Genomic DNA, 11874 nt, shown 5'->3' on the forward strand with positions numbered 1-11874 from the left:
CCGTCCGTTCTCGTCGCAGCATGTAACGATCAGCGGCCTGGCGTCAATGCCTTTCCGACAGCTGGCGGATCGTCACCCGGCAGCGGATCCCGAGCGCGCCGGCCTCCTTCCATTCGACCTCGCCGCCCAGTTGCTTCACCCGCTTGCGCACGCCGCCCAGCCCGAGGCCGTGGGCCCAGGCCTGCGGGTTGCGGCCGATGCCGTTGTCGGTGATGGTCAGCTCCAGCCGGTCTTGCAGCAGGTGAAACTCGATGTCGACGCGGCGTGCCTTCGCATGCGCGATCGCGTTGCTCACCAGCTCGCGCATCACGCGCGTCAGCGCCGACCACTGCACCACCGTCAGCGAGATGTCGCGGTCGAAGCTCAGGTTCCAGCCGAGCTCGATGTGGGCCGCGGTCAGGCGCTGCGTCAGGTCGGCCTTCCATTCGGCCGCCGCATGCGACAGCGGATGGTTCGGCGCGGCGAGCCCGCGCGTCAGCGTCTTCAGGTCCTGCAGCGTGTGCCGCACGTACTCTTCCATCTCCGGCGACTGCGCCTTGTACATCAGAGTCAGCAGCCGGGCGCCGATGTCGTCGTGCAGGTCTTGTGCGAGGCGCAGCCGCTCCTCGCTGCGGCCCTGTTCGACGGCCTTGTCGAACGCGATCGCCCGGCGCAACTGCTCGAGGATGCGCTCGGCCAGCCGCGCGTCTTCCGACGTGAAGAGCCGCCGCCCGCGGTGCGCGAAACGTAGCACCACCGAGCACGGCAGGCCGTCGCCGACGCCGGGCAGCTGCGGCACCGGCACCACCAGCGTCGAGCCGTCGCCGGCGACGCGCGCGCTGCGCGTCGCTTTCTCGACCACCACCGCCTCCATCGGCTCGAACAGCTCGCGCAGCAGCTGCATCAGCATGTCGGAGGCGCGCTCGGGATGCGTCTCGACCTCGCGCGCCATGCGGTAGAGCTTCTCGAACATGCGCTCGGTCGTCAGCACGTTGCTGCCGAGCAGCTGGTTCAGGATCCACTGCCGCGCGCCGGAGTAGATGCCCAGCGACAGGAACAGTGCCAGCGTCACCGAAGCGAACTGGCCGAGCGAGAACACCGCGACGAACAGCAGGTCGAGCGAGGTCGCGATGGTGCTCACCGCCGCCAGCAGCGAGAACTCGCGCATCACCTGCTGCGATTTCGACAGGAAGGGCACCAACAGCAGCAGCGACGCGAAGAACACGTACCAGACCGCCGGGCCGATGCTGGCCACCTGCTGGTGCACCGCCGGCATCCGGTGGCCGGCGGCGATCGCGATCGTCAGCAGCAGCCAGGTGCTGATCGCCATCACGCCGAAGCGGCGCATCACGACCGCGAACGGATGCGGCTCGCGCCGGTACGACCAGCTCAGCAGCCCGAGCGCTGCGAGCCCCAGCAGCAGGACGCCGCCCTGTGCCCACCACCATGCGCCGCGCAGCGACCCACCGGCGCACAGCACTGCGAGCAGCAGCGCGATGCCCCAGCCGGCCCACGCGATGCGCCGCCCGCCGGCCGGTGGCTGTTGCGCGGGGCAGGCGGCGTGCACCAGCGCGGCGGCGGTGAGCAGGTCGAAGGCCAGGCGCAGCGGCATGTCCCAGCGCAGGAGGCCGAGCGGCAGCCCGAGCTGCAGCGTCGACTCGACGGCCATGAACGCGAGGCTGCCCGCCTGGCACAGCGAGGCCACGGCATACAGCAGGTTGCGCATCGACGGCTTGGCCAGCAGCACCACCATCGCCACCAGGTACAGCGTCAGGCTCAGTGCCGACAGCACCCAGAACATCGTGCCGAGCCGCGTCAGCCCGCGCGGCTGCAGCGCCAGCTCGACCTGCCGGCCGCCGATGAAGAACACCCGCACCGTGCTGCCGCCCATCACCGCGGCGACCTGCTGGTGCTGGTCGACCTGCCGCTCGCGCTGCGCGTCGCTGGTGATCCAGCGCGGCGAGCGCTGCAGCGCCAGGCCATCGACGATCGCGACCTGCCCGTTGTCGTTCAGCAGGCCGACCAGCGCGCGGCCTTCGAGCGGCTTCAGTGCCGCGTCGTCGGTGCGCACCAGTTCGATCTCCCCCTGCGCGCCGACGCGCCAGTCGGCCGGCAGGTGCGGTTGCGCGGCCAGCCAGCGGGCGGTCATCACGAGCGCGACGCAGCCGAGCAGCGCAGCCACCACCAGCAGCCGCAGCCGCCAGCCCATCCAGCGAGACAGGCGCTGGTCGTCGCCCAGCGCGTGGTCGATCAGCCCGGAATCGAGTGCGGAGTCGGTGTGCAGGCTCGCCGGCCGCGTCGCGGGGTTGTCCATGCGCGGTGGTCAGCCCCGGCGGGCCGGAGTTCTAGACCAGGCCTTGCTTGCTGGCCAGCACGGCAGCTTCGGCACGGCTGGACACGTTGAGCTTCTTGTAGATCGACTTGATGTGGTCGTTGACGGTGAACCACTTGATGCCCATCAGGTTCGCGATCTCCTTGATCGTGAAGCCCTTGCTGAGGTAGGTCAGCACCTCGCTCTCGCGCGGTGTCAGGCGCTCGTGGTCGAGCGGCGCGCCGCGGCCGAGCGGCATCGGCCGGCTGCTCTGGAAGCCCGACGGTGCCGGCTCGGACAGCCCGCCCATGCCGCCCGGGCCCTGCCGGAAGTGGCCGAGCAGGCGCCGCGCGATGGCCGGCGACAGCGGCGGCTGGCCGCGCACGATCTTCTGCAGTTCTTCGACCAGCACCTCGAAGCGGTCTTCCTTCAGCAGGTAGCCGTCGGCACCGCACTGCAGCGCGGGGAACAGGTGGTCGTCGTCGGAGTAGAGCGTGGTGACGATCTTGGTGGCCGGGTAGCGGGCCAGCTCGGCCAGCAGTTCCATGCCGTTGCCGTCGGGCAGTTCGAGGTCGACCAGGATCAGCTTGAACGGGTCGGTCGCTGCGTCGACCTTCTGGTGGTCGGGCAAGCCGATGTGGCGGCGGGCGCTCTCGAGGTCGCCGGCTTCGGTGATCGCGATCGTGTCGCTGAAGCTTTCGCGCACCACACGGCACAGGAAGCTGCGGGCGACCGGGTTGTCTTCAACGATCAGGACCTTGATTGCCATGCCATGTGCCGGAGAGCGTGCGCGACCTGCGATCGTAGCGCACTCGCCCTGCAACAAGCTGTGTCCAGCGGTGTATCACACGGTCCTGGGGCCCCTCGGTTGGGGGGCGGTGGCAGGCGCGGCGGGCCGAGCGCCGGGCCGCCCCAAGCCTGTCCTGAGCCTGTCGAAGGGCCGGCCCGCGCAAGCCGCGAGACGCGGCTTGCACTCTGGCCGTCCAAGCCCGCGCAGGCGGGCTTGGAGCCGCGGCCATCGTTCCCCTCGGGGGATCGGTCGACGTACCCGTCGACCGAGGGGTCGTCATTCATGTCAGCAGCACGATCTTGCCCTGCACCTGCCGGCTGCCCATGCGGGCGAAGGCATCCGACAGCCCGCTCATCGGCAGCCTGCAGTCGATGGCCGGCTTGATCTTGCCCTGCGCATACCAGCCGGCCAGCTCGGCCAGCGCGCGGGCGTTGTGCTTCGGCTCGCGGCGGGCGAACTCGCCCCAGAACACGCCGACGATGGAGGCGCCCTTCAGCAGCGCCAGGTTCAGCGGCAGCGCCGGGATGCTGCCCTGCGCGAAGCCGATCACCAGGTAGCGGCCGCGCCACGCGATCGAACGGAACACCGGCTCGGCGAGGTCGCCGCCGACCGGGTCGTAGACCACGTCGGGCCCCAGGCCCTTCGTCAGCGCCTTCAGTTCCTCGCGCAGCTGGCCGCGGCTGTAGTTGATGGTCTCGTCGGCACCGAGCTGCTTGCAGAAGCTGCATTTCTCGTCGGTGGATGCGGCGGCGATCACCCGCGCGCCGGCCGCCTTCGCGATCTGGATCGCCGCGCTGCCGACGCCGCCGGCCGCGCCCAGCACCAGCACCGTCTCGCCGGGTTGCAGCGCTGCGCGGTCCATCAGCGCGTGGTGGGTGGTGCCGTAGGTGCACAGGAACGCCGCCGCGTCGTCGAACGCGAAGCCCGGCGGCAGCGGCATCAGCAGCGCCGCGTTCACGCACGCATGCGTCGCGAAGCCGCCGGTGCCGGCGAACGCGGCGACCGCATCGCCGACCTTCAGGTGCCTGACGCCTTCGCCGACCGCATCGACCACGCCGGCGTATTCGGCGCCCGGCACGAAGGGCGGCGGCGGCTTGATCTGGTACTTGTTCTGGACGATCAGCAGGTCCGGGAAGTTCAGGCTCGCGGCGCGGATCGCGACGCGCACCTCGCCGGCGGCCGGCTGCGGTGTCGGCAGCTCGGTCCAGGTCAGCGCTTCGGGGCCGACGGGGTTCTCGCACAACCAGGCTTGCATCGTGTCGTCTCCTTGGGTGACGCGGGGGGTGGGCGCCGGATGATAGGCAGGCCGGCCGCCTGCATGCGTCGCGCAGGTGACGCGTCCCTACATCCCTACAATCGCCCGATGCGCATTCTCATCGCCAACGACGACGGCTACCTCGCCCCCGGCCTCGCGGCCCTGGTGAAAGCCTGCGAAGGGCTGGGCGAGATCGACGTGGTGGCCCCGGAGCAGAACGCGAGCGGCACCTCGAACTCGCTGACGCTGCACCGGCCGCTGTCGGCCTTCACCGCGGCCAACGGCTTCCGCTACATCAACGGCACGCCGTCCGATTGTGTCCACGTGGCGCTGACCGGGCTGCTGCCGCGCAAGCCCGACCTGGTGCTGTCGGGCATCAACAACGGCGCCAACATGGGCGACGACACGCTGTATTCGGGCACCGTCGCGGCCGCGATGGAGGGCTTCCTGTTCGGCATCCCGTCGATCGCGTTCTCGCAGGTGGACAAGGGCTGGGCCCAGGTCGATGCCGCCGCCCGGCTCGCACGCTCGCTGGTCGAGCAGGTGCTCGCGAACCCGCCGGCGCCCGGCGCCTGGCTGCTCAACGTCAACATTCCGAACCGGCCCGATGCGGTCGAGCTGCCGCGCCGCGTCACGCGGCTGGGCCGCCGCCATGCGAGCGAGCCGGTGATCTGCCAGCAGAACCCGCGCGGCGAACCCATCTACTGGATCGGGCCGGCCGGCGATGTCCGCGAAGCGGGCGAGGGCACCGATTTCCATGCCACCGCGAACGGCTGCGTGTCGATCACGCCGCTGCAGGTCGACCTGACCGACCATGCCCGGCTGCCCGCGTGGCGGCAGTGGTCGCAAGCGGCGGGTACATGAGCGAAGCCCCGAAGCGACCGAAGTTCCCGCTGCAACTCGACCGGCTCGCGCCACCCGCCAAGGGCCGCGAGCCGTTGCGGCCGCAGCGGCCGGTGCAGCAGGCGGCCGCGGCCGGCACCGCTTCGGCGCGCAGCGTGGTGCCCACCGGGCTCGGCCTCGATTCGGCCGGCGTGCGCCAGCGCATGGTCGACCGGCTGCGCAGCGGCGGCGTGCGCGACGAACTGGTGCTCGGTGCGATGAGTCGCGTGCCGCGCCACGCGTTCGTCGACAGCGCGCTGGTCAACCAGGCGTATGAAGACACCAGCCTGCCGATCGGCCTCGGGCAGACCATCTCGAAGCCGTCGGTGGTAGCCCGCATGATCGAGCTGCTGATGGCCAGCCCCGCCGCGCGCACGCGTCGCACGCTGGGCCGCACGCTCGAGATCGGCACCGGCTGCGGCTACCAGGCGGCGGTGCTCGCGCAGTTGTCGCGGCAGGTGCTGTCGGTCGAGCGGCTCAAGCCGCTGCACGACAAGGCGCGCGAGTTGCTCGCGCCGCTGCGTCTGACGGACATCAGGCTGGTGTATGGTGACGGGATGCGGGGACACCCGCCGAACGCGCCGTACGACAGCATCATCTCGGCCGCCGGCGGCGACAATCTGCCACAGGCCTGGCTCGATCAACTGGCGGTCGGGGGCCGCCTGGTGGCCCCGGTGCAGCGGGCCGCAGGGCAGGGCCAGGTGCTGGTGGTGGTCGACAGAACAGAGGGTGGCTACGAGCGCACGGTCCATGAGGCGGTGTTGTTCGTCCCCCTAAAATCAGGAACGGATTGATGACAGTGGCAGTGATGGCAAGCATCTCGACTCCTGCGGCAACGCGTCGCCGCCCGGCCCGCCCCCGATCGATCGCCATCGTGCTGGCGGCGCTCGTCCTCGGGGCCTGTTCGTCGCCGAAGATCAAGGCACCGGTCGAGGACCGCGGTGGTCCGCGCGCGCCGGTCGCGACGGCCGGTGGAACGCAGGGTGCGCAGGGCACGCCGGGCGCCACGCCCGCACCGCTCGGCATGCCCGAAGGCGTGAAGCCGCTGCCGGGTGCCGAAAACGCCGGCAAGCCGGGCTTCTACACGGTGAAGCCGGGCGACACGATGATCCGCGTCGGGCTCGAGACCGGCCAGAACTGGAAAGACCTGATCAAGTGGAACAACCTCGACAACCCGAACGTCATCGAGGTCGGCCAGGTGCTGCGCGTCGTGCCGCCGGGTGCGGACCCGAACGCCGTGGCGACGCGCGGCGTGACCGCCGCGAAGGTCGACGTGAAGCCGCTCGATGCGCCGCGCGCCGCGTCGGGTGCATCGGGGGTGTCGGTCGCGTCGGCAACCTCGACGCCGGTTGCGCTGCCGCCCGCGGCAGCGGCCACGCCGCGCGATGACGACGACGTCAATTGGCAGTGGCCTGCCACCGGTGCGGTGGTGGCCGGCTTCGACGACGTGCGCAGCAAGGGCCTGTCGATCTCCGGCAAGGCCGGCGACCCGGTGCTGGCGGCCGCCGACGGGCGGGTCGTGTACGCCGGCTCCGGCCTGCGCGGCTACGGCAACCTGGTGATCCTGAAGCACAACAGCACCTTCCTGACGGCCTACGCGCACAACCAGGCGCTGCTGGTCAAGGAAGACCAGACCGTGCGCCGCGGCCAGAAGATCGCCGAGATGGGCTCTTCCGATTCCGATCGGGTGCTGCTGCATTTCGAGATCCGCAAGCTCGGCAGGCCGATCGATCCGGCCAAACTGCTGCCGCCGCGCTGAGGCGCGGCCCACCTTCCTCCCGCCCGGACAACAGCATGGCCAAGAAGCGCAGCACACTGAACGGGCATGCGCTGGGGCAGGAGGCCGCGGTGAGGCCGCCGCTGCCGGCGCTGAGGATGGACGACACACCGCCGGTGGGGGCTGCCGAGCCCACCGAACCCACCGAACCCCCACCCGACGGCGACACGCACGAGCAGGCCGAGGCCTCGTCCGATGACGCGCGTCCGGCGATCGAGATCGCCGTCGGCGATGGCGAGGTCGGCAACACGCTGCAGACCTACCTGCGCGACATCCGGCGCGCGCCGCTGCTGACGCCCCAGGAAGAATTCGACACCGCCACCAAGGCGCGTGCCGGCGACTTTGGCGCGCGCCAGCTGATGATCGAGCGCAACCTGCGGCTGGTGGTCAGCATCGCGAAGAACTACCTGGGCCGCGGCCTGCCGATGACCGACCTGATCGAGGAGGGCAACCTCGGGCTGATGCACGCCATCGGCAAGTTCGAGCCGGAGCGCGGCTTCCGCTTCTCGACCTACTCGTCGTGGTGGATCCGCCAGAGCATCGAGCGCGCGATCATGCACCAGGCCCGGCTGGTGCGGCTGCCGGTGCACGTGGTGCGCGAGCTGAACCACGTGGTGAAGGCGCGCCGCGCGCTCGAGGCCGACGGCCTGCATGGCGACGGCACCGACAAGCCGGTGCGGGTCGAGGACATCGCGCTGCGTGTCGGCCGGCCGGTGCAGGAGGTCAGCGACCTGCTGAAATTCGCCGAGCTGCCGGCCTCGCTTGACGCGCCGATCGACCGCGAGAACTCCGAATCGATGATCGACAGCGTGGCCGACGAGGGCGCGAGCGATCCGCTGTCGACGACGCTGAACCACGAGATCGACGTGCTGCTGCAGCACGGGCTCGACGAGCTGAACGACCGCGAGCGCGAGGTGCTGTCGGGCCGCTACGGCCTGCGCGACCGCGAGCCCGAGACGCTGGAGGTGCTGGCCGAGCGGCTCGGCCTAACGCGCGAGCGCATCCGCCAGATCCAGCAGGAGGCGCTGGTGAAGCTGAAGCGCCGCATGGCGCGCAGCGGGGTCGACCGCGATTCGATCTTCTGACCGCGGCGCCGGAAACGGTGCTGGCGGCCTGAGACAATCGCCGGATGACAGCAAGCGATGAATGGCTGACGGTCGAGTCCCTCGACCTCGAAGCGCACGGTGTGGCGCACAACGCCGAAGGCAAGGTGGTGTTCATCGAGGGCGCCTTGCCCGGTGAGCAGGTCCAGGTCAGCGTGGGGCGCCGCAAGAACAACTGGGAGCAGGCGACGATGACGGCGCTGCGCCGCGAGAGCTCGCAGCGCGTGACGCCGGGCTGCCGGCATTTCGGCACCTGTGGCGGCTGCAAGATGCAGCACTTCCACGTCGGCGCGCAGGTCGCGACCAAGCAGCGGGCGCTCGAAGACGCGCTGTGGCACCTCGGCAAGACCAAGGCCGAGCGCGTGCTGCGGCCGATCGAGGGGCCCGCGTGGGGCTACCGCTACCGGGCGCGGCTGTCGGTGCGGCATGTCGTCAAGAAGGGCACGGTGCTGGTGGGCTTCCACGAGCGCAAGTCCAGCTACGTGGCCGACATGGACAGCTGCGAAGTGCTGCCGCGCCACCTGAGCGACCTGCTGCTGCCGCTGCGCACGCTGATCACCGCGATGGACCAGCGCGACCGGTTGCCGCAGATCGAGGTGGCGATCGGCAGCGAGGTCACGGCGCTGGTGCTGCGGCACCTCGAGCCGCTGAGCGACGGCGACCTGCAACGGCTGCGCGAGTTCGCTGCGGCGAACGCCATCCAGTGGTGGCTGCAGCCCAAGGGGCCGGACACGGTGCACCTGCTCGACGAAGGCGGCCCGCCGCTCGCCTACGGGCTGCCGGAATTCGGCATCACGATGCCGTTCAAGCCGACCGACTTCACGCAGGTCAACCACCAGATCAACCAGGTGCTGGTGTCGCGGGCGTTGAAGCTGCTCGCGGCCCGGCCGGACGAGCGGGTGATCGACTGGTTCTGCGGGCTCGGCAATTTCACGCTGCCGATCGCGACGCAGGCGCGGGAGGTGCTCGGCATCGAAGGCAGCGAGTCGCTGGTCGCACGCTCGCGCGAGAACGCGCAGGTCAACGGGCTGGCGGGCAAGACCTCGTTCGTCGCGCGCAACCTGTTCGAGATCACGCCGGCCGAGCTGGCCGGCTACGGCAATGCCGAGAAGTGGCTGGTCGATCCGCCGCGCGAGGGCGCGTTCGCGCTCGCGAAGGCGCTGGCCGACCTGCACGAGAACCCGTCGGCGGCGCCGGGCTATGTGCCGCCGAAGCGCATCGTCTACGTGAGCTGCAACCCGGCGACGCTCGCGCGCGATGCCGGGCTGCTGGTGCACCAGGGCGGCTACCGCTGCACGGCGGCGGGGGCGGTGAACATGTTCCCGCACACGGCGCATGTGGAGAGCATGGCGGTGTTCGAGCGGGGCTGAGGGCGGCGCCGATCGGGCGCCACAAAGAAAAAGGGGCCCGAGGGCCCCTTTTCGGTTCGGTCAACGGATCCGCTTATTCGCGGTCGCCGCCGAAGATGCCGAGCAGGTTCAGCAGATTCACGAACACGTTCAGCACGTCGAGGTAGATCGCGAGCGTTGCCGACACGTAGTTCGTCTCGCCGCCATCGATCACGCGCTTCATGTCGTACAGCATGTACGCCGAGAAGATCACGACCGCGAGGGTCGAGACCACCATCGAGATCGCGGTCATCTGGAAGTAGATGTTTGCCAGGCTCGCGATGATCAGCCCGATCACGCCGACGAACAGCCACTTGCCCCAGCTGGCAATGTCGCGCTTGATCGTGGTGGCCAGCGTGGCCATGCCGAAGAACACGAGGCCGGTGCCGCCGAAGGCCAGCACGATGAGCTGGGCGCCGTTGCGATAGCTGCCGAGCACGCGCCCGATCGTCAGCGACAGGATCAGGCCCATGAAGAACGTGAAGCCCAGCAGGACCGCGACACCGAGGGCCGAGTTCTGCGTGCGCTTGATCGCGAAGATGAAGCCGAAGGCGACGGCCAGGACCGCGATGAACCCGAGCAGCGGGCTGCCGACCAGCAGGGCGCCGAAATTCATCGCGACGCCGAGCCACGCGCCGAGGACGGTGGGCACCATCGACAGTGCGAGCAGCCAGTAGGTGTTGCGAAGGACCCGGTTGCGCTGTTCAGCGCTCGGAACCGAGCCGATGTAGCCGCCGTAGGCAGCTTGCAGGTGGTCGTTCATGAATCCTCCAGAGAGTCGAACCACGGGTGTGGACCCGGACGGCGCATTGTAGTTCCCGGTAACAACTGACATGGGCGGAGATGGGCCCCGGCACCGGATTGGGTTGCGCCGGCGCAGGGGTGTCCTGCGCCGGCGGGCCTTGGCCGGGTCGTCACGGTCGCACTACAGTGCGGCTTTCCCAACTCCTGCCCCTGCGCATGAACAGCAAACCCGTGTTGACCCTCGACGACGTGAAGCGCATTGCCGCCGCCGCCGAGGCCGAGGCCTTGAAGAACCAGTGGGCGGTGACGATCGCCATCGTTGACGACGGCGGGCACCTGTTGTGGCTGCAGCGGCTGGACGGCGCGGCGCCGATCTCGTCGCACATCGCCCCGGGCAAGGCACGCACCGCGGCGGTCGGCCGGCGCGAGAGCAAGGTCTACGAAGACATGATCAACCAGGGCCGCAGCGCGTTCCTGAGCGCGCCGACGCTCGAAGGCATGCTGGAAGGCGGCGTGCCGATCCTGGCGCAGGGCCAGTGTGTCGGAGCGGTGGGGGTCAGCGGGGTGAAGTCGAGCGAGGACGTGCAGATCGCGAAGGCCGGCATCGCGGCACTCTGAGTCGTTGCCGGGTCGCCGTCCGGCGCTGGCAATCGTCAGGCGGCGATCTTCAGCGGGATGATGATCCCGCCCTGTGCGGCACTGGAGGTTTCGAACACCTCGCGTGCGCAGTCTTCACATCGCCCGCAGCAGGTGGCGACGCCGGTTTCCAGCTGCAGCGAATCGAAGCTGTCGCAACCGCCCTGGACATGCCGTTCGATGTCCCGGTCGGAAACGCGTTCGCAGACACACACGATCATCAGATGCACTCCCGGCCGCCGAGCGAGGGCCGATGGGGGCATCTTAAACAAGAACGATTCGCACTTCAAGCTTGGGGGCATCCCCGCACCGCGGGGGTGCGAGGAATCGGTCACGGGGGCTCAGGCCTCGACTTCACCCATTTGTGACTGGAGGTAGTTCTGCAGGCCGACCTTGTCGACCAGGTCGAGCTGCGTCTCCAGGAAGTCGATGTGCTCCTCGGTGTCGTCGAGGATTTCCTGCAGCAGGTCGCGCGAGACGTAGTCGCGCACCGTCTCGCAGTGGGCGATGCCGTCCTTGATGGTGGCCTGGGCGCCTTGCTCGGACTTCAGGTCGCACTGCAGGATCTCGACGGTGTCTTCGCCGACCATCAGCTTGCCCAGGTCCTGCAGGTTCGGCAGCCCGTCGAGCGTGAAGATGCGCGTCATCAGCTTGTCGGCATGCTTCATCTCGCCGATCGACTCGGCGTATTCCTTGGCGGCCAGCTTGTCGAGGCCCCAGTGCTTGAGCATCCGGTAGTGCAGGAAGTATTGGTTGATCGCGGTGAGCTCGTTCTTCAGCTGCGCGTTCAGGTGTTCGATGACTTTCGGGTCGCCCTTCATGTGTGGCTCCTTCTTGTTCGGGTGAGAGGTCGGATCAGCGCGCATTATCGGAGTCGATCGGCGCGCCGCGAAACGCAAATCCGACTCCTGCGCTCGCGTTGCAAGCGGCAATCGCTCGCATTCACGAGACCCATGCGTTGCTCAGGGTCAACCCTCGAAGCTCGTCTATAATCCCGCGGTTTACCTGC

At 69.3% G+C, this 11874-nt stretch carries 11 protein-coding genes and 1 pseudogene; 6 read left to right on the forward strand and 6 right to left on the reverse strand.

Annotated features, from left to right (window positions below; all coding sequences use genetic code 11):
* Positions 1-43: 43 nt before the first annotated feature.
* The 3 genes from ASC98_RS18240 to ASC98_RS18250 all read right to left on the reverse strand — a co-directional run bounded on the left by ASC98_RS18240 (position 44) and on the right by ASC98_RS18250 (position 4335).
* The gene (locus ASC98_RS18240) at positions 44-2293 is read right to left on the reverse strand and encodes an ATP-binding protein (RefSeq protein WP_056814273.1); all 2250 of its coding nucleotides are present in this window, start codon (positions 2291-2293) and stop codon (positions 44-46) included.
* Between the two features lie 31 nt (positions 2294-2324).
* Positions 2325-3059 carry a response regulator transcription factor gene (locus tag ASC98_RS18245; protein ID WP_056814276.1) on the reverse strand — a complete coding sequence of 245 codons (735 nt, stop codon included), beginning with the start codon at positions 3057-3059 and terminating at the stop codon, positions 2325-2327.
* A 301-nt stretch (positions 3060-3360) separates the two neighbouring features.
* Positions 3361-4335 (reverse strand): NADPH:quinone oxidoreductase family protein, encoded by a 975-nt coding sequence (locus ASC98_RS18250; protein ID WP_056814279.1) that lies wholly within the window; start codon positions 4333-4335, stop codon positions 3361-3363.
* A 108-nt stretch (positions 4336-4443) separates the two neighbouring features.
* Here ASC98_RS18250 and surE point away from each other — a divergent pair, with 108 nt between their 5' ends.
* Genes surE through rlmD form a run of 5 tightly spaced genes read left to right on the forward strand, consistent with a single transcriptional unit; the run spans position 4444 to position 9467 of the window.
* Positions 4444-5199 carry a 5'/3'-nucleotidase SurE gene (gene surE / locus ASC98_RS18255; protein WP_056814282.1) on the forward strand — a complete coding sequence of 252 codons (756 nt, stop codon included), beginning with the start codon at positions 4444-4446 and terminating at the stop codon, positions 5197-5199.
* Entirely contained in the window at positions 5196-6011 is an 816-nt protein-coding gene (locus ASC98_RS18260; RefSeq protein WP_056814286.1) for a protein-L-isoaspartate(D-aspartate) O-methyltransferase, read from the forward strand. Before surE ends, ASC98_RS18260 begins: the two co-directional genes overlap by 4 nt.
* Positions 6011-6976, forward strand: a complete 966-nt coding sequence (locus ASC98_RS18265; RefSeq protein WP_082541667.1) for a peptidoglycan DD-metalloendopeptidase family protein — start codon at positions 6011-6013, stop codon at positions 6974-6976. Before ASC98_RS18260 ends, ASC98_RS18265 begins: the two co-directional genes overlap by 1 nt.
* Before the next feature lie 35 nt (positions 6977-7011).
* A complete protein-coding gene (gene rpoS / locus ASC98_RS18270; RefSeq protein ID WP_082541668.1) occupies positions 7012-8079 on the forward strand; it encodes an RNA polymerase sigma factor RpoS in 1068 nt (355 codons plus the stop codon).
* Positions 8080-8123: 44 nt separating this feature from the next.
* Positions 8124-9467 (forward strand): 23S rRNA (uracil(1939)-C(5))-methyltransferase RlmD, encoded by a 1344-nt coding sequence (gene rlmD / locus ASC98_RS18275; RefSeq protein ID WP_056814294.1) that lies wholly within the window; start codon positions 8124-8126, stop codon positions 9465-9467.
* A 73-nt stretch (positions 9468-9540) separates the two neighbouring features.
* Here the strand turns inward: rlmD and ASC98_RS18280 are convergent, their stop codons facing one another.
* Positions 9541-10248: a Bax inhibitor-1 family protein gene (locus ASC98_RS18280; protein ID WP_056814296.1), complete on the reverse strand. Its 708-nt coding sequence runs from the start codon at positions 10246-10248 to the stop codon at positions 9541-9543.
* A 197-nt stretch (positions 10249-10445) separates the two neighbouring features.
* Here ASC98_RS18280 and ASC98_RS18285 point away from each other — a divergent pair, with 197 nt between their 5' ends.
* Positions 10446-10847 (forward strand): heme-binding protein, encoded by a 402-nt coding sequence (locus ASC98_RS18285; protein WP_056814298.1) that lies wholly within the window; start codon positions 10446-10448, stop codon positions 10845-10847.
* A gap of 74 nt (positions 10848-10921) precedes the next feature.
* Here ASC98_RS18285 and ASC98_RS18290 read toward each other — a convergent pair.
* Positions 10922-11086, reverse strand: a pseudogene (locus tag ASC98_RS18290) (bacterioferritin-associated ferredoxin); the annotation flags it as partial.
* Between the two features lie 120 nt (positions 11087-11206).
* Positions 11207-11686 (reverse strand): bacterioferritin, encoded by a 480-nt coding sequence (bfr, locus tag ASC98_RS18295; RefSeq protein ID WP_056814305.1) that lies wholly within the window; start codon positions 11684-11686, stop codon positions 11207-11209.
* Positions 11687-11874: the final 188 nt, after the last annotated feature.

The organism is Rhizobacter sp. Root1238, assembly GCF_001425825.1.
In the GTDB taxonomy this organism is placed as follows: domain Bacteria; phylum Pseudomonadota; class Gammaproteobacteria; order Burkholderiales; family Burkholderiaceae_C; genus Rhizobacter.

Bases quoted from the DNA above. Each gene is read 5' to 3' on its own strand.
- ASC98_RS18245 (WP_056814276.1), bottom strand. From the start codon at position 3,059: ATGGCAATCAAGGTCCTGATCGTTGAAGACAACCCGGTCGCCCGCAGC.
- bfr (WP_056814305.1), bottom strand. From the start codon at position 11,686: ATGAAGGGCGACCCGAAAGTCATCGAACACCTGAACGCGCAGCTGAAG.
- rlmD (WP_056814294.1), top strand. From the start codon at position 8,124: ATGACAGCAAGCGATGAATGGCTGACGGTCGAGTCCCTCGACCTCGAA.
- ASC98_RS18280 (WP_056814296.1), bottom strand. From the start codon at position 10,248: ATGAACGACCACCTGCAAGCTGCCTACGGCGGCTACATCGGCTCGGTT.
- ASC98_RS18265 (WP_082541667.1), top strand. From the start codon at position 6,011: ATGACAGTGGCAGTGATGGCAAGCATCTCGACTCCTGCGGCAACGCGT.
- ASC98_RS18240 (WP_056814273.1), bottom strand. From the start codon at position 2,293: ATGGACAACCCCGCGACGCGGCCGGCGAGCCTGCACACCGACTCCGCA.
- ASC98_RS18260 (WP_056814286.1), top strand. From the start codon at position 5,196: ATGAGCGAAGCCCCGAAGCGACCGAAGTTCCCGCTGCAACTCGACCGG.
- surE (WP_056814282.1), top strand. From the start codon at position 4,444: ATGCGCATTCTCATCGCCAACGACGACGGCTACCTCGCCCCCGGCCTC.
- rpoS (WP_082541668.1), top strand. From the start codon at position 7,012: ATGGCCAAGAAGCGCAGCACACTGAACGGGCATGCGCTGGGGCAGGAG.
- ASC98_RS18250 (WP_056814279.1), bottom strand. From the start codon at position 4,335: ATGCAAGCCTGGTTGTGCGAGAACCCCGTCGGCCCCGAAGCGCTGACC.
- ASC98_RS18285 (WP_056814298.1), top strand. From the start codon at position 10,446: ATGAACAGCAAACCCGTGTTGACCCTCGACGACGTGAAGCGCATTGCC.